We start from the raw sequence: 15,383 nt of genomic DNA, 5'->3' as shown, positions 1-15,383 counted from the left end.
CGGGGTCCGGCTCGGACGGCGGCAGCGTGGTCGGCGGTCTCACGGAAACCAGGGCAGCCCCCGAAGGCAAGGTCGCGAAGGCACGATGCCGGGCACGGCTCCGGTGCCCTCAGACCTACTCCCTCCGCCGGCCCGTCTCAAGGCCGCGGTTCGGCGACGAGACCGGGGCCGCGCGGCGCCGACCGTCGCGCGGCCCCGGCACGCCGGCGCAGGACGTAGAGCACGAGGCCGGTGATCGCGAGCAGCGGCATCATGAGCGCGGCGAGGCAGAAGACCAGGGCGAAGACCCCACCGAAGAAGCGCCCGCGATGGACCTCGAGCATGGACTCGGCGATCTGCCGGCCGAGCGCCTCGTCGGAGAAGCGCACGCGCGAGAGGCGGGCGCCGGTCGCGGCGTCGAAGGTCGATTCGTTGCGCGCCTTCGGGGCGTCGGACGCCGCGGCGATCCAGCGGATGCGGATCCGCGTCGCGTCGCGCCCCGGCAGCGTCACGGTCGCGAGCGCCGCCGACGCGCCCTCCTCCGCCCGGAACGCGGCCCAGGCCCTGTCCAGGGCGAGCGGGTTCTCGGTGCTCCCGACCGGGCTCGCCTCGCCTTGCCTCTCTCCCGCCTTGCGCCCGGCCGCGCGGTCCGCGCGCGCCTCGGGCGCCTTGCCCGTGAGGAGCCGGGTCGCGGCCGACCTGTACGGCTCGTAGGACCACCACAGCCCCGTCAGCGCGATCACGGCGTAGACCGGCAGCAGCCAGGTGCCGGCGACGGCGTGGAGCGACCAGTAGCGCGGGCGCCCCGGCCGGCGCAGACTCGGCCTCAGCCAGATCCGCCAAGCGTGGACCTTGGGCCAGCGCAGGTACAGGCCGGTGGCGAGGAACGCGAGCAGCGCCACCGCCGCCGCCCCGGTGATCGTCCGACCCCAGCCCCTGCCCTCCCCGGGCAGGAGCAGCCACCGGTGCAGGCCGCGGATCGTCGCGAAGGTCGCCTCGCCGCGGATCTCGCCGCGCAGCGTGCCGTCGTAGGGATCGAGGTAGACCGAGGGCGGCCGCGCGCCGGACGTGTCGTCGGCGAAGCGCACGCGGGGGACGATCGCCGGGTCGCCGGCGATCGTCAGCGTGCTCACCCTGAGGCCCGGGCGCTGCGCGCCGAGTCGCGCGACCAGCGCCTCCGGGCCGAGATGCGGCCGGTCCAGGACCGCGATCCGCGCACGGTCGGCATTGGCGAGATCGACGATGGCCTCCTCGTAGCTCATCATCGCGCCGGTGACGCCGACCACGGCGAGGACGAGACCGGCGGTGAGGCCGAGCGCCCAGTGCAGGCGGAACAGGACGGTGCGGAGGGGGACGGGCATCGCGGGCGGTACGTCATGAGAACGACGTGAAGTCAAGTCTTCCGGCGGAACCCCGATATTTTCGACGCCGAATTACTACAATTCAGGGTAGTGTCCCCTCGCGTTGCTTGCCCGGCCACGGTCGAACGCCCCGAAACCCTTCGCCCGACACGGACGGACCGGAGGGCCGGGGCCGGTTCTTCGACCCGGCGCCGCCCGACGATCGCCCGGTCGCAGGCCGTCGAGTCGATTGCGCCCTCCGGCGGCCCCGCGTATACAAGGTCATTCCCCTTTTGAATGCGTGAGACGGGACTTTCGGATCGAGCGGTCCGGAGCCTGCGGACCGATGCCCGGCCCCGTCCGTCCACGCGTCGGTTTTGGAGCCCGTGCGAAACATGACCCAGGGTCCGCTGATGCCCAAGGCGACCGCCGTCTGGCTGGTCGAGAACACCTCGCTCGCCTTCGAGCAGATCGCCGATTTCTGCAAGCTGCACCCGCTGGAGGTGAAGGGCATCGCCGACGGCGAGGTCGCCGCCGGGATCAAGGGCTTCGATCCGATCACCGCGGGCCAGCTCACCCGCGACGAGATCGAGAAGGCGCAGAAGTCGCCGGCCTACAAGCTCAAGGTCGCGGTCTCGAAGGTGAAGCTGCCCGAGGTCAAGCGCACCACCAAGGGGCCGCGCTACACCCCGCTGTCGCGCCGTCAGGACCGCCCGAACGCGATCCTCTGGCTGCTGCGCAACCACCCCGAGCTGAAGGACGCGCAGGTGATCCGGCTCGTGGGCACCACCAAGTCGACGATCCAGCAGATCCGCGAGCGCTCGCACTGGAATTCCGGCTCGCTGCAGCCGATGGACCCGGTGACGCTCGGCCTGTGCACCCAGATCGACCTCGACTTCGAGGTCCAGCGCGCCGCCAAGGACCGGCCGGCCGCGCTCGCCGCCGATTCGGGAGCCTCGCTCCTGCCGACCGAGGTCTCCACCCGCGACGAGGCGCCCGAGGCCGACGAGCACCGCCACGGCGGCCGCGAGGAGCGGATCAACGCCGATTCGGTCTTCGCCAAGCTCAAGGGCGTCCGCCCGGCGGACGACGACGAAGACTAGATCGTACCCGGGGGTCTCAAGTCTCCGGACCGAAGGCGTGGGCCTGCTTCGAAGGAAGCGGGCCCATTTTCGTGCCGACATCCGTTTCTGTTGAACTTCAGGGCCCGTTGCTGTAGAGAGCCGGCGTCCTTCCGGGCCGACCGCACGCGCGTGTTCTCGTGTTGCGCCGCGCCGCCCCGGGACGACCGCCCTCGGACACCGTACGAACGCGTCGGCAAGCCGATCCCATTTTCGGATCGGTCGCTCCCCCATCCGGAGCGGCAGCGGCAACGGGGGCGTTCGCAACACGAGCCGCCGACGTGAGGGCATCCCTCGAGGGAGCCCGTTCAGGAGACAGAATGACTGCTGGTACCGCTCTGCAGCGCGACGCCTACCGCGACGACTTCGCGGCGCTGCTCGAGGAATCGTTCCTCCAACACGAGATCACCGAAGGCTCCGTCGTCAAGGGTCGCGTCGTCGCGATCGAGAAGGACGTCGCGGTCATCGACATCGGCGCCAAGACCGAGGGTCGCGTCGCCCTCAAGGAATTCAACGGCCCCGGCCGCGAGGGCGAGCTCGCCGTCGGCGACGAGGTCGAGGTCTACGTCGACCGCATCGAGAACGCGCTCGGCGAGGCCGTCATCTCGCGCGACAAGGCGCGCCGCGAGGAGTCGTGGGTCAAGCTCGAGAAGGCCTTCGAGGCCAACGAGCGCGTCTCCGGCACGATCTTCAACCAGGTCAAGGGCGGCTACACCGTCGACCTCGACGGCGCCGTGGCGTTCCTGCCGCGCTCCCAGGTCGACATCCGCCCGGTGCGCGACGTGACCCCGCTGCTCGGCACCCCGCAGCCGTTCCAGATCCTCAAGATGGATCGCCGCCGCGGCAACATCGTCGTCTCGCGCCGCACCGTCCTCGAGGAGAGCCGCGCCGAGCAGCGCTCCGAGCTGGTGGCCAACCTCGAGGAGGGTCAGGTCATCGACGGCGTCGTCAAGAACATCACCGAGTACGGTGCGTTCGTGGATCTGGGCGGCATCGACGGCCTGCTCCACGTCACCGACATGGCGTGGCGCCGCGTGAACCATCCGTCCGAGGTCGTGACCATCGGCCAGACGGTCAAGGTCAAGATCATCAAGATCAACCACGAGACCCACCGCATCTCGCTCGGCATCAAGCAGCTGCTCGCCGATCCGTGGGAGGGCATCGCCCAGCGCTATCCGGTCGACGCCAAGCTCAAGGGCCGCGTCACCAACATCACCGACTACGGCGCCTTCGTGGAGCTCGAGCCGGGGATCGAGGGTCTGATCCACGTCTCCGAGATGAGCTGGACCAAGAAGAACGTCCACCCCGGGAAGATCGTCTCCACCTCGCAGGAAGTGGAAGTGCAGATCCTCGAGGTCGATCCGGTCAAGCGCCGCATCTCGCTCGGCCTCAAGCAGACCCTGCAGAACCCGTGGGAGGCCTTCAACGAGAAGCATCCCGTCGGGTCCGAGGTCGAGGGCGAAGTCAAGAACAAGACCGAGTTCGGCCTGTTCATCGGCCTGGAAGGCGACGTCGACGGCATGGTCCACCTGTCGGACCTCGACTGGAACCGTCCCGGCGAGCAGGTGATCGAGGAGTTCAAGAAGGGCGACATGGTCAAGGCGCAGGTTCTCGACGTCGACGTCGAGAAGGAGCGCATCTCGCTCGGCATCAAGCAGATCGGCGGCGACCCCTTCGCGGAGGCCGGCGACGTCAAGAAGGGCCAGATCGTCACCTGCGAGGTCGTCGAGGTGAAGGATTCGGGCATCGAGGTGAAGATCGTCGACACCGACATGTCGACCTTCATCCGCCGCGCAGAGCTCGCCCGCGACCGTGGCGACCAGCGCCCCGAGCGCTTCGCCGCCGGCGAGAAGTTCGACGCCCGCGTCATCCAGTTCGACCGTAAGGCGCGCCGCGTCCAGCTGTCGATCAAGGCGCTGGAAGTCGCCGAGGAGAAGGAGGCGATGGCCCAGTTCGGCTCCGCCGATTCGGGTGCCTCGCTCGGCGACATCCTCGGTGCAGCCTTCAAGAAGGCCCGCACCAGCGACGACGTCGAGGAGAAGTAGTCCGGTCCATGCCGGCCGCCCGGTCCATCCGGGCGGCCGTCAGGTCCCGGTCGATCGAAGGCCCGCGCCGGACATCCGTCCGGCGCGGGCCTTTCGTTTGGCGGGGCAAGACGATCCGGCGCCCCATGACAGGCGCGGCGCAACCGCAAGGCGATGCGGTTTTGGCCCCCTGCGCCCCTTGCCGGTCCGTGTCCGGCAGGGCTAGAACACCGCTCGCGGGCAACCGCCCGGCGCCCACGAGCTCAAGCCTGCCAAGGACTTGGTCTGTACCGCTGCCTAAGGTGCGGACCGCGTCGCGGCGCGTGAGCCTCGTGCGCCCTGCCCCGGGCATCGGTCTGCGGGTGGGCTGAGAACCGGCCGGCCCGCGCGGTCGGGACCGTGAGGGAGCAGACCATCGCATGGCAGCCGACGCCGAACTCCTGATCGACCGGCGGCGGCTGCGCCGCAAGCTGTCCCTGTGGCGCGTCGTCGGCATCGGCGGCCTCGTCGTCGCCGTCGGCGCGGTCGGCCTGCGGGTCCGCGCCGGAACGGAGGACGGGCTGTTCGGTGCGGTGAAGCCGCAGATCGCCCGCATCTCGATCTCGGGCTTCATCTCCGGCAGCGAGGCCACCGCCAAGCTGATGAAGCGGGTCGGCGAATCCGCCGCCGTCGAGGGCGTGGTGGTCTCGATCAACTCGCCCGGCGGCACCACCACCGGCTCCGAGGAGCTGTTCCGCAACCTGCGGGCGCTGGCCGAGAAGAAGCCGATCGTCGCCTTCGTCGACGGCACCGCGGCCTCGGGCGCCTACATCACCGCGATCGCCGCCGACCACATCGTCGCGCGCGAGACCTCGCTCGTCGGCTCGATCGGCGTGCTGTTCCAGTATCCGGACGTGTCGGGGCTGCTCGACAAGGTCGGCGTGAAGGTCGAATCGGTGAAGTCCTCGCCGCTCAAGGCCGAGCCGTCGGGCTTCACCCCGACCTCGCCGGAGGCGCGCGCCGCCCTCGCGGCGGTGGTCGGCGACACCTACGCCTGGTTCAAGAACCTCGTGGCCGAGCGGCGCGGGATGGACGGCGCCCAGGTCGCCACGGTCTCCGACGGCCGGGTGTTCAGCGGCCGCCAGAGCGTGCCGCTGAAGCTCGTGGACGAGCTCGGCAGCGAGCGGCAGGCGATCGCTTGGCTCGAGAGCGCGCGCAAGGTGCCCAAGAACCTGCCGGTGACCGACTGGAAGCCGGCTTCCGGCCAGGGCTTCGGCCTGTTCTCGGCGCTCGGCCTCGGTGCCGACCTCCTCGGGCTCGACGGCCTGTCCGCCCGGTTGGCCGAGGCCGGGGCCGAGGCGGGGGCCGTCACCCGGGGCGGCATGCTCGTGCTGTGGCGCCCGAGCCCGTCCGCCGCGCCCTGATCGGTGCGATCCATCAGGATTCGCGCCCCGGAACTTCGAGAAGACCAGACGCCATGATCAAGTCGGAGCTCGTCCTCAAGATCGCCGAGCAGAACCCGCACCTCTACCAGCGGGACGTCGAGACGCTGGTCAACGCGATCCTCGACACGATCGCCGACGCGCTGGCACGGGGCGACCGGGTCGAGCTGCGCGGCTTCGGCGCGTTCTCGGTGAAGCGCCGGGATGCGCGCCGCGGGCGCAACCCGCGCACGGGTGCGGCCGTTGCCGTGTCGGAAAAGGCCATCCCCGTGTTCAAGACCGGCAAGGAGATGCGCCTGCGCCTCAACGCGGCCGGGATCGGCGAGAGCCAGTCCGCGGCCGAGTAGGGCGCCGCGGGATGCCGGGCGGCCGCGTCGCCGCCGGTGCGGCGGATCGCGGATGGCCCCTCGGGCCATCCGCAGCACGGTTAAGAACGGTTCGGAGAGATCGATGGTCCGCTTCCTCAAGAGTCTGGTGCTGCTGCCCATCGCGGTCCTGGTGATCCTGCTCGCGGTCGCCAACCGCGATCCCGTCCGCCTCTCGCTCGATCCGTTCTCGCCCGATCCGGTGTTCAGCGTGACGCTGCCCCTCTACGCGATCCTGTTCGGCGCCGTGGCGCTCGGCATCGTCGTCGGCGGCATCTTCGCCTGGCTCGGGCAGGGCAAGGCGCGCCGCCAGGTCCGCCACCGCGGCCGCGAGATCCGCCGGCTCGAAGGCGAGACCGAGCGGCTGAAGGCCTACGCCCCGCCGGAGCCCGGCACCGCCCTGACGCTGCCGGGGCGGACCGCGCTGCCGGCCCCGCGCTGACGCGCGATTCCGGTTCTCGGGCCATGTTGATTCGCGTCAAGATCTGCGGCCTGAGCACGCCCGAGACGCTGGCCGCCGCACTGGAATCCGGGGCTGACTGGATCGGCCTCGTGCGGTTCGAAAAGAGCCCGCGCCATGTCGGCCTCGACACGGCCCGCGCCCTCTCCGAGCAGGCCCGCGGCAGGGCCGAGCGCGTCGTGCTGCTGGTCGATCCGGACGATGCCGCGCTTGCCGCCGCGATGGAGGCGATCGATCCCGACCTGATCCAGCTGCACGGCTCCGAGACCCCGGAGCGCGTCGGCGAAATCCGCCGCCTCGCCGGCCGCCCGGTGATGAAGGCCATCGGCGTCGCGACCCGCGCCGACCTCGATCGGATCGCGGCCTACGCCGTCGCCGACCGCCTGCTCCTCGACGCCAAGCCGCCGCCCGGAGCCGCGCTGCCCGGCGGCAACGGCCGCGCCTTCGATTGGGATCTGCTCGCCGGGGCGGACCTTCCCGCCGGCTGGATGCTGTCGGGCGGCCTCGACGCGGTCAGCGTCGCCGCGGCGCTCGCCCGCACCGGCGCCACCGCGGTCGACGTCTCCTCGGGCGTCGAGGCGGGCCCGGGCGTGAAGGATCCCGACCGCATCGCCGCCTTCGTCAGGGCGGCCCGCGCGGGGGGCTGAGCCGGGATCAGCCCGCTCGCAGATCAGCGAGGGATCGCCGCTGCCGCCCGTCTTCGAAAAAGTTGTCGGGGGCGAGCCAGGCCCCGAACGCCGCCCTCACCCGGGGCCACTCGGCGTCGGTGACCGAGAACCAGGCGGTGTCGCGCGAGCGGCCCTTCACCACGACGGCGTTGCGGAAGACGCCCTCGAAGGTGAAGCCGTAGCGCAGGGCCGCCGCGCGCGAGGGCGCGTTGAGGGCGTCGCACTTCCACTCGTAGCGGCGGTATCCGAGCTCGTCGAAGGCGCGGGCCATCATCAGGGCCATGGCCTCGGTCGCGGCGGGCCGCCGCACCAGCAGGGCCGAGAAGTGCAGGTGCCCGACCTCGATGACGCCGTTGGCCGGATCGATGCGCAGGTACGACGCGATCCCGACCGCCCGGCCGGTGCCGGCATCGACGACCGCGTGGAACAGCGGGTCGGCGCCGGCCGCCATCGCCGCCAGCTCGGCCCGGTAGGCCCCCTCCGTCTCCGGCAGGGTGTTGCCGAGATAGGTCCAGCCCCGCCGGTCCGGCGCCGCGGAGAAGGCCGAGAAAAGGTCGGCGCCATGGCGCTCCGCATCGAGCGGCTCGACCCGGCAGGTGCGTCCCTGCATCGCCTCCCGCGGCGGCAGCGGGCGCGGGCGCCAGTCGGGCAGGGCCGGCCCGATCGGCTGGCCGAAGCTGTTCTCGCGCGCGCTCATCGTCCGCTCCGTTCCTGCACCAGGTCGGCCATGTGTGCTGACATGTCCGCCGCCATATCCTCCCGGCCGCCCGCCGCGCGAAAACCCGCGACCACGCCGGCGCGGTCGGCCTCCGGCCGGTTCTGGCTGAGCTTCCACTTGCCGGCGATGCGCGCGACCGGGATCTCGATCCCGACGATGCCCTTCACCTGCGCGTCGGTGAAGGGTTTGGGCGCGTCGTCCACCGACCAGGGCTCGGGCCGCGACGCCTCGCGCTGGTCGGTGAGTTCGGCGATCTGGCGGCGGAGCCAGTCGGGGTCGTCGACCACAAGCGGCCGACCCCAGGCGTGGACGGTGGCGTAGTTCCAGGTCGGCACCACCTTCCCGGTCTCGCGCTTGGTCGCGTACCAGGACGGGGTGACGTAGCCCTGGGGACCCTGGAACACCACGAGGCATTCCGCGACCTGCGCCAGCTCGCGCCATTGCGGGTTGGCCCGCGCCAGGTGCGCGCGCAGCGTCCCCCGTTCGGACGCCGCGCCGTCGATCAGGAACGGGATCGGGTTCGCCATCAGGCCCCCCGGACCGGCGGTGACCAGGAGCCCGAGGGGATGGGCGCGGATCAGGGCATGCTGCGCCCCGAGGTCGTCCTCTCGGAAATGCGGTGGCTGGTACATCGCGGCGCTCCGGACCGGTGGAGGCCCGTGCTTGACCGATCTCCGGTCCAGGCAAAAGATCCGGTTTCACGCAAGCGACTGGACCACTTCGTGCGCAAGGACCCGGAGAGGGAAACGGCGGGGGCGAGCCTTCCCGGAGACGCGAGCGCCCTCCCCCTCGTGCTCGATCTCGCGCCCGGCGGGGCGCTGCCGCTGCAGGCGCGCATCGGCGACGCGCTTCGCCGGGCGATCCTGGAACGCCGGATCGCCCGCGGCGCCCGCCTTCCCGGCTCGCGGGCGCTGGCCGAGGATCTCGGATGCGCCCGCGGCACCGTGCTGGCCGCGCTGGAGCAGCTGGTCGCCGAGGGCTACCTGACGGCGCGCGGGGGCTCCGGCACCCGCGTGGCCGCCATCCTCCCCGACGACACCCTCGCCGTCGCGAGCCCGCCCGAGGCCGCCGGGTCCTTCCCGGCACCGCCCGTGCTGTCGCGGCGCGGGACGGCCCTGATGGCGTCGTCGGCGCGGGCGTGGTTCTCCGCGCCTGTTGCGCCGGATGCCTTCGCCCTCGGGCGGCCGGCCGCCGACGCCTTCCCGTTCGCGACCTTCGGGCGCCTGCTCCAGACCGAGTGGCGCGACGGCGCCCCGCCGCCCCATCCCCTCGGCGACCCGCGCCTGCGCGCCGCCACCGCGGCCTACCTCGCCGCCACCCGCGGCGTCGCCTGCACGGCCGACGAGGTGATCGTGACGGCGGGCATCCGCCAGAGCCTGCGGCTGCTCGCCCAGCTGCTGCTCGATCCGGGCGAGACGGCTCTGGTCGAGGATCCGGGGTTTCCCGGCATCGCGTCGGCGCTGGCGGAGGCCGGCCTGCGCCCCGCCCCCGTCCCGGTCGGGCCGGGCGGCCTCGCGATCGACCGGGCCGGCGCCGCCATGGGCGCGCGCCTCGCCGTGGTGACCCCAGCGCATCACTATCCGCTGGGCCACGCCATGAGCCTCGAGAACCGGCTGGCGCTGCTCGCCTGGGCCGAGGCCACAAGCGCCTGGATCGTCGAGGACGATTACGGCGGCACGTACCGCTATGCCGGCCGGCCGCTGCCGCCGCTGCGCGCCCTCGACCGGACCGGACGGGTGATCTACGCCGGCAGCTTCTCCAAGGTGCTGCTGCCGGCGCTGCAGCTGAGCTACCTCGTGCTGCCGCAGGGGCTCGCCGGCCCGGTCCAGCGGGCGCTCGCGGAGACCGGGCCGGCGCCCTCCGGCCTCGGCCAGGGCGCGCTCGCCCGCTTCATCGACGAGGGCCATCTCGGACGCCACCTGCGCCGGACGCGGAAGCTCCATGCCGGGCGGCAGGCCGCCCTGCTCGACGCCGCCCGCGACCGGGCCGCGGGCCTGCTCGCGGTCGCGCCGCTGGAGGGCGGGATGCACCTCGTCGCCCGCCCCGGTCCGGACTGGCCGCCCCGGCTCGGCGACGCCGCGGCCGTCGCCGCCCTGGCGCAGGCCGGCATCGCGGCCGTGGCGCTCTCGGCCTACCATGCCGACCCGATGACGGCCGAGCCGGGCCTGCTGCTCGGCTACGCCGCCGTGCCCGAGCGCGCCATCGCGCCGGCGGTGACGCGCCTGGCGACGACCCTGTGGGCCGCCGGCGGGGGATGAGGCGACGTGGCCCGCGCCTTGCCATCCGCACCGCGCGCCTGTGCTATCATCCCGAATCCGGCTTTAGAGGGTTCGACAACCGACCGATGCGGCACCAACGAGCCGACCGGATTGTCCCTCATGGTTTTCGGAGTTACATAAACCCGTGACGGCGGTCTGGGACGAGGCGAAGCGGCAGGCGAACCTGCTCAAGCATGGGCTCGACTTCGCCGAGTTCGAGGCCGCTTTCGATGGCGAGGATGCCGTCTACCTGCCCGCGCAGCCGAGCCGCACCGGCCGCATCCGCTACAAGATCATCGGTCGATGGCGGGACCGGTTGGTCGTCGTCGTGATCGTCTCGCCATTGGGGGCGGAAGCCATCGCCCTGGTGAGTTTGCGCTACGCCAATCCGAAGGAAAGGGCCGTCCATGATCGTCTCGGATCGCAAGACAGACGCGCCGGCATTTTCCCAGGCGGATTGGGATGAGGTCTCCGACAACCCCGACCTGACGGACGTGGAACTCGCCGCGTTGAGACCGGCTCGCGAGCTGCCTCCGGATATCTACGCCGCGCTTCCGAGAAACCGCGGCGGACGCCCGCGGGCCGCGTCGCCCAAGGTGCAACTCACGCTTCGGATCGATCGCCGTGTGCTCGATGCCTACAAGGCGACCGGTCCCGGTTGGCAGACCCGCATGCATGACGTGCTGGCCCGCATCGTGGATGATCCAGGCGCAGGTCCGCATGCGGAAGCCGATACGGCGCGTGAGGCGGGGATTTCTCGGCGGACGGGATCGGACCGAGGGGTCGCCGTCGCAGCCGGTCAGCCGTTTCCGCCTTCGCAGGACGCCGAGTCTGGTCCCTCCGGCCGGAAGAAGGCCTGATCGGGCCGATCGTCCGCGTTTCCCCTCAGGCCGCCGCCTCGGCCCGCACCGGCTGCGGCCCGGCGCGGTAGGCGGCCGACGCCTCCTCCGTGCGCCAGCAGGCGGCGAGGTGCCCGTCGCCGACGCTGAGCGAGGGCGGCGTCTCGCGGCACTTGTCGATCGCGAGGAAGCAGCGCGGGGCGAACGGGCATCCGGCCGGGCGGTTGGCGAGGTCCGGCGGGCTCCCCGGGATCGTCTGGAGCCGCGCGCCTTTGGCCAGCGCCCCCTCCGCGCGGCTGCGCAGCAGGCCGATCGTGTAGGGGTGATGCGGATCGAGCACGACCTGGTGCGCGGTGCCGGTCTCGACGATGCGGCCGGCATACATCACCGAGATCCGGTCGGCGACCTCGACGGCGGCGCCGAGGTCGTGCGTCACCAGGATGATCGACAGGCCGAGATCGCGCTGCAGCTCGCGCAGCAGCAGCAGGATCTGGATCTGCACCGTGGCGTCGAGCGCCGTGGTCGGCTCGTCGGCAAGCAGCACCTGCGGCCGGCAGGCGAGCGCCAGCGCGATCATCGCGCGCTGGCGCATCCCGCCGGACATCTCGTGCGGGTAGGCGTCGAGGCGCCGCTCCGGACTCGGGATGCGGACGCGCTCGAACAGCGCGAGCGCCCGCTGCCGGGCTCCCGCCGCATCGATCTTTTCGTGGCGGCGGATCGCTTCCGTGATCTGGCGGCCGACGGTGTAGACCGGGTCGAAGGCGAGCAGCGGCTCCTGGAAGATCATCGAGGCGACGTGCCCGCGGAAATCCGCCAGCTCGCGCTTCGACAGCGCGAGCACGTCGCGGCCCGCCACCGAGATCCCGCCCCGCGTGCGGCTGCGCCCTTCCGGGAAGAGGCGCAGGATCGCGCGCAGCGTCACGCTCTTGCCCGAGCCCGACTCGCCGATCAGCGCCATGGCCTGGCCGCGCTCGAGCCGCAGGTCGACCCCGTCGACCACCTCGACCTTGCCGAAGCCGACCTTGAGGTCGGTGAGCTCGACCGCGGGGGGCGACGCGTTCATGTCCGCGCTCATCTTCGCGCTCATGCCGCCACCTGCTCGGCAGCAGGAGCAAGGGAATGGCCCGAGCCCGGCTGGCGCGCGAGGCAGGCGGCCTGATGCAGCGGTGCGATCGGGGCGAGCGGCGGCGTCACGCCGGAGCAGACCGGCTCGGCGAGCCGGCAGCGCGGATGGAAGCGGCAGCCGTCCGGCGGGTCGATCGGGTTCGGCGGATCGCCGGTGAGCAAGGCGGCCTCGGTGCGGTTGTCGGGATCGAGCGACGGCATCGAGGCGAGCAGCGCCTGGGTGTAGGGGTGGGCGGGCTCGGCCAGCACCGTGTCCGAGGGGCCGAGCTCGGCGACGCGGCCGAGATACATCACCATCACCCGGTCGCAGATGAAGCGCACCACGTTGAGGTCGTGGCTGATGAACAGGTAGGTCAGCCCGAACTCCGCCTTGAGGTCGAGGAGCAGGTTGAGCACCTGCGCCTCCACCGACTTGTCGAGGGCCGAGACCGCCTCGTCGAGGAGGATCAGCCGCGGCTCCAGCGCGAGGGCGCGGGCGATGTTGACCCGCTGGCGCTGGCCGCCGGACAGCTCGTGCGGGTAGCGGCCGGCGAAGCGCTTCGGCTCCAGGCCGACGCGGGCCAGCAATCCGCGGGCACGCTCGATCGCCTCGCGGCTGCCGACTCCGTTGACCGTCGGCCCGAAGGCGATCGAGGCCTCCACCGTCATCCGCGGGTTGAGCGAGGCGTAGCTGTCCTGGAACACCATCTGCACCTGGCGGCGATAGGTCCGCCACGGCATCGCGCGGCTGCCCACCGCCTCGCCGTCGAACAGCATCTCGCCCTGGTCGCGCTCGATCAGGCCCATCAGGAGCTTGGCCGTCGTCGACTTGCCGCAGCCGGATTCGCCGACGATCCCGAGGGTCTCGCCCTTGAGCGCCGAGAAGTCGACGCCGTCGACGGCGCGCACGACCGACTTCTTGCCGCCGACGCCCTTGCGCACCGGGAAGTGCTTGACGAGGCCGGAGACCGACAGGAGCGGCTGGGCCGGGCCGCCGCGGTCGCGTAGCGAAGCGGTCGCGAGGTCGGCGGGCTGGACGATGACGCTCATGAGTGTTGCCCTGGGCGCTGATGCCGCGACGGCGATCCGCCCCGTGGGCGGCGACGCGCGGGCGCGCTCGCCGACGTCGGGCGGATGAGAGGGGGGCGGTGCCGAGCCGTGGGGATCACTGGCGGATCTCCATGGCGCTGCGCAGGCCGTCCGAGAACAGGTTGAACGAGATCGAGACGATGAAGATCGCCAGCCCCGGCAGCGCCGCCACCGTCGGGTTGACGTAGATCGCGGTGCGCAGCGTGTTGAGCATCAGGCCCCATTCGGGCTCCGGCGGGCGCACGCCGAGGCCGAGGAAGGACAGGCCCGAGGCCAGGATCATCGAGACCGAGATCAGGCCGGTGGAGTAGACGAAGATCGGCCCGACCACGTTGCCCAGCACCTGCACCCGCATGATCGTCAGCGCCGAGGCGCCCGAGAGGCGGGCCGCGTCGATGTAGTCGCGCGCGCGGATGCCGGTGGTGACGCTCTCGGAGATCCGCGCGATCTGGGGCACGAACACGCAGGTGAGCGAGACGATGGCGTTGAAGATGCCGGCGCCGAGCGCGCCCGAGAGCGCGATGGCGAGCAGCACCGAGGGGAAGGCGAAGAACACGTCGATGGTGCGCATCAGGATCGTGTTGGTCCAGCCGCCGACGTAGCCGGCGACGATGCCGATCGACGACCCGATCACGAAGGCGATCAGCACCGGCGTCACGCCCATGAACAGCGACAGCCGGGCGCCGACCATCAGGCGGCTCAGCATGTCGCGGCCGAGCTCGTCCGAGCCGAGCCAGTAGGTCGCGTCGCCGACCGGCTTCAGGCGGCGCAGCATCGAGCCGCGATACGGGTCCATCGGCGTGATCCACGGCGACAGGATCGCGACGACGACGATGGCGAGGATCACCAATCCGGCGGCGATCGCCACGGGGTCGCGCACGAGGCGGTGGCCGACATGGCCCCAGTAGCCGCGGGAGGCGACGAAGGCGTCGGGCTCGACCTCGGACGCCGCGGGGGCGATGCCGCCGTCGAGGGCCATGGTGGCGGCGGTGACGGGTGCGGTCATGACGTCATGCTTTCCTCGGGCTCAGGCCCGCTCGATGCGCGGATCGAGTGCGGTCTGCATCACGTCCACGAGGAGGTTGAGGGCGACGAAGAACATCGCCAGCACCAGGATCGAGCCCTGGAGCAGGGGCAGGTCGCGCTGGAAGATCGCGGCGTTCAGGAGGAAGCCGGTGCCGGGCCAGGCGAACACCGTCTCGATCAGGATCGAGCCGCCGAGCAGGTAGCCGAGCTGCAGGCCCATGATCGCGAGCGCCGTCGGCGCGGCGTTGCGGACCACGTGCTTGAACACGCCGACCTCGTCGAGGCCCTTGGCGCGCAAGGCCTCGACGAAGTCCTGGGCGAGGATGTCGGCCACCAGCGCCCGCACGGTGCGGGCGATGATGCCCATCGGGATCACCGACATCGTGACGGCGGGCAGGATGATGAAGCGCAGGTGCTCGAGATCGGGCCGCCAGTTGCCGGAGCCGTCGGGCCCGGCGCCGGTCGGCGGCAGCCAGCCGAGGTTGGCCGAGAACACGATCACCATCACCATGCCGAGCCAGTAATGCGGCACCGAGACGCCGAAGACCGAGATCGCGGAGGCGACCCGGTCGAGGATCGAGTTGCGGTGATAGCCGGCGACGAACCCGAACAGGGTGCCGAAGGTGAAGCCGATCAGCGTCGCGACCGAGGCGAGGATCAGGCTGTTGACCACCGCGCGGGAGACCTCGCCGAGCACCGGCCGGCCGGTGGCGATCGAGACGCCGAGGTCGCCGTGCAGCACGTGCCAGAGCCAGATCGCGTACTGCACCGGCAGCGGCTTGTCGAAGCCGTAGGCGGCGCGCATCTCGTCGATGGTCGCCTGCGTCGCGTCCGCCGGCAGGATCGCGCTCAGGGGATCGCCCGGCGCGAGGTGGACCAGCAGGAAGCAGACCAGGCTGACCCCGAACGCCACGGGCGTCACGGCGACGAGGCGCTTGAGGATGTAGAGCAGCATCGGATCCGGGTGTCCT

General features: G+C 71.7%; 16 protein-coding genes. 9 read left to right on the top strand and 7 right to left on the bottom strand.

Translation table 11 applies throughout. From position 1 onward, the window contains the following. Positions 1-137: 137 nt before the first annotated feature. On the bottom strand, positions 138-1,340 hold the full coding sequence (locus MKK55_RS26010; protein ID WP_243938427.1) for a PepSY-associated TM helix domain-containing protein: 1,203 nt from the start codon (positions 1,338-1,340) through the stop codon (positions 138-140). A gap of 374 nt (positions 1,341-1,714) precedes the next feature. On the opposite strand from MKK55_RS26010, the gene MKK55_RS26005 reads away from it, so the two are divergent. The 6 genes from MKK55_RS26005 (at position 1,715) to MKK55_RS25980 (ending at position 7,357) form a co-directional block, all read left to right on the top strand. After that, positions 1,715-2,422, top strand: a complete 708-nt coding sequence (locus MKK55_RS26005; RefSeq protein WP_147727603.1) for a DUF1013 domain-containing protein — start codon at positions 1,715-1,717, stop codon at positions 2,420-2,422. 338 nt (positions 2,423-2,760) lie between these two features. Next, positions 2,761-4,485 (top strand): 30S ribosomal protein S1, encoded by a 1,725-nt coding sequence (gene rpsA, locus MKK55_RS26000; protein WP_147727602.1) that lies wholly within the window; start codon positions 2,761-2,763, stop codon positions 4,483-4,485. 398 nt (positions 4,486-4,883) lie between these two features. Then, positions 4,884-5,867 (top strand): signal peptide peptidase SppA, encoded by a 984-nt coding sequence (gene sppA, locus MKK55_RS25995; protein ID WP_243938425.1) that lies wholly within the window; start codon positions 4,884-4,886, stop codon positions 5,865-5,867. 53 nt (positions 5,868-5,920) lie between these two features. Next, the gene (ihfB, locus tag MKK55_RS25990; protein WP_147727600.1) at positions 5,921-6,232 is read left to right on the top strand and encodes an integration host factor subunit beta; all 312 of its coding nucleotides are present in this window, start codon (positions 5,921-5,923) and stop codon (positions 6,230-6,232) included. Between the two features lie 103 nt (positions 6,233-6,335). Then, entirely contained in the window at positions 6,336-6,692 is a 357-nt protein-coding gene (locus tag MKK55_RS25985; protein ID WP_147842388.1) for a lipopolysaccharide assembly protein LapA domain-containing protein, read from the top strand. Positions 6,693-6,715: 23 nt separating this feature from the next. After that, positions 6,716-7,357 (top strand): phosphoribosylanthranilate isomerase, encoded by a 642-nt coding sequence (locus MKK55_RS25980; protein WP_147842389.1) that lies wholly within the window; start codon positions 6,716-6,718, stop codon positions 7,355-7,357. Between the two features lie 7 nt (positions 7,358-7,364). On the opposite strand, the gene MKK55_RS25975 is transcribed toward MKK55_RS25980, so the two are convergent. Together MKK55_RS25975 and MKK55_RS25970 are read right to left on the bottom strand one after the other, a co-directional pair. Then, positions 7,365-8,075 carry a GNAT family N-acetyltransferase gene (locus tag MKK55_RS25975; protein WP_147842390.1) on the bottom strand — a complete coding sequence of 237 codons (711 nt, stop codon included), beginning with the start codon at positions 8,073-8,075 and terminating at the stop codon, positions 7,365-7,367. Further along, entirely contained in the window at positions 8,072-8,728 is a 657-nt protein-coding gene (locus MKK55_RS25970) for an FMN-binding negative transcriptional regulator (protein WP_243938415.1), read from the bottom strand. The genes MKK55_RS25975 and MKK55_RS25970 overlap by 4 nt, the downstream gene beginning before the upstream one ends. 90 nt (positions 8,729-8,818) lie before the next feature. Between MKK55_RS25970 and MKK55_RS25965 the strand changes: the two genes are divergently transcribed. From MKK55_RS25965 to MKK55_RS25955, 3 genes are all read left to right on the top strand, one after another. Beyond that, a complete protein-coding gene (locus MKK55_RS25965; RefSeq protein ID WP_243938413.1) occupies positions 8,819-10,354 on the top strand; it encodes a PLP-dependent aminotransferase family protein in 1,536 nt (511 codons plus the stop codon). 145 nt (positions 10,355-10,499) lie between these two features. Next, positions 10,500-10,820 carry a BrnT family toxin gene (locus MKK55_RS25960; RefSeq protein ID WP_147727491.1) on the top strand — a complete coding sequence of 107 codons (321 nt, stop codon included), beginning with the start codon at positions 10,500-10,502 and terminating at the stop codon, positions 10,818-10,820. After that, entirely contained in the window at positions 10,762-11,214 is a 453-nt protein-coding gene (locus MKK55_RS25955; RefSeq protein ID WP_147842971.1) for a BrnA antitoxin family protein, read from the top strand. Before MKK55_RS25960 ends, MKK55_RS25955 begins: the two co-directional genes overlap by 59 nt. Before the next feature lie 25 nt (positions 11,215-11,239). On the opposite strand, the gene MKK55_RS25950 is transcribed toward MKK55_RS25955, so the two are convergent. From MKK55_RS25950 to MKK55_RS25935, 4 genes are all read right to left on the bottom strand, one after another. Beyond that, entirely contained in the window at positions 11,240-12,256 is a 1,017-nt protein-coding gene (locus tag MKK55_RS25950) for an ABC transporter ATP-binding protein (protein ID WP_147727498.1), read from the bottom strand. 20 nt (positions 12,257-12,276) lie between these two features. Beyond that, positions 12,277-13,347: an ABC transporter ATP-binding protein gene (locus MKK55_RS25945; protein WP_147727493.1), complete on the bottom strand. Its 1,071-nt coding sequence runs from the start codon at positions 13,345-13,347 to the stop codon at positions 12,277-12,279. Between the two features lie 115 nt (positions 13,348-13,462). After that, positions 13,463-14,392, bottom strand: coding sequence for an ABC transporter permease (locus MKK55_RS25940; protein ID WP_147727494.1), 930 nt, complete (start codon positions 14,390-14,392; stop codon positions 13,463-13,465). A 21-nt stretch (positions 14,393-14,413) separates the two neighbouring features. After that, the gene (locus tag MKK55_RS25935) at positions 14,414-15,367 is read right to left on the bottom strand and encodes an ABC transporter permease (RefSeq protein WP_147727495.1); all 954 of its coding nucleotides are present in this window, start codon (positions 15,365-15,367) and stop codon (positions 14,414-14,416) included. Positions 15,368-15,383: the final 16 nt, after the last annotated feature.

It is taken from the genome of Methylobacterium sp. J-059 (assembly GCF_022829485.1).
Lineage (GTDB): Bacteria > Pseudomonadota > Alphaproteobacteria > Rhizobiales > Beijerinckiaceae > Methylobacterium.
This window is presented reverse-complemented; position numbering and strand designations above follow the sequence as displayed.

What these genes read in the sequence shown, in the direction of transcription:
- ihfB (WP_147727600.1), top strand. Translation starts at nt 5,921, where the DNA reads ATGATCAAGTCGGAGCTCGTCCTCAAGATCGCCGAGCAGAACCCGCAC.
- MKK55_RS25950 (WP_147727498.1), bottom strand. Translation starts at nt 12,256, where the DNA reads ATGAACGCGTCGCCCCCCGCGGTCGAGCTCACCGACCTCAAGGTCGGC.
- MKK55_RS25985 (WP_147842388.1), top strand. Translation starts at nt 6,336, where the DNA reads ATGGTCCGCTTCCTCAAGAGTCTGGTGCTGCTGCCCATCGCGGTCCTG.
- MKK55_RS25955 (WP_147842971.1), top strand. Translation starts at nt 10,762, where the DNA reads ATGATCGTCTCGGATCGCAAGACAGACGCGCCGGCATTTTCCCAGGCG.
- MKK55_RS26010 (WP_243938427.1), bottom strand. Translation starts at nt 1,340, where the DNA reads ATGCCCGTCCCCCTCCGCACCGTCCTGTTCCGCCTGCACTGGGCGCTC.
- sppA (WP_243938425.1), top strand. Translation starts at nt 4,884, where the DNA reads ATGGCAGCCGACGCCGAACTCCTGATCGACCGGCGGCGGCTGCGCCGC.
- MKK55_RS25970 (WP_243938415.1), bottom strand. Translation starts at nt 8,728, where the DNA reads ATGTACCAGCCACCGCATTTCCGAGAGGACGACCTCGGGGCGCAGCAT.
- MKK55_RS25980 (WP_147842389.1), top strand. Translation starts at nt 6,716, where the DNA reads ATGTTGATTCGCGTCAAGATCTGCGGCCTGAGCACGCCCGAGACGCTG.
- MKK55_RS25940 (WP_147727494.1), bottom strand. Translation starts at nt 14,392, where the DNA reads ATGACCGCACCCGTCACCGCCGCCACCATGGCCCTCGACGGCGGCATC.
- rpsA (WP_147727602.1), top strand. Translation starts at nt 2,761, where the DNA reads ATGACTGCTGGTACCGCTCTGCAGCGCGACGCCTACCGCGACGACTTC.
- MKK55_RS25935 (WP_147727495.1), bottom strand. Translation starts at nt 15,367, where the DNA reads ATGCTGCTCTACATCCTCAAGCGCCTCGTCGCCGTGACGCCCGTGGCG.
- MKK55_RS26005 (WP_147727603.1), top strand. Translation starts at nt 1,715, where the DNA reads ATGACCCAGGGTCCGCTGATGCCCAAGGCGACCGCCGTCTGGCTGGTC.
- MKK55_RS25945 (WP_147727493.1), bottom strand. Translation starts at nt 13,347, where the DNA reads ATGAGCGTCATCGTCCAGCCCGCCGACCTCGCGACCGCTTCGCTACGC.
- MKK55_RS25975 (WP_147842390.1), bottom strand. Translation starts at nt 8,075, where the DNA reads ATGAGCGCGCGCGAGAACAGCTTCGGCCAGCCGATCGGGCCGGCCCTG.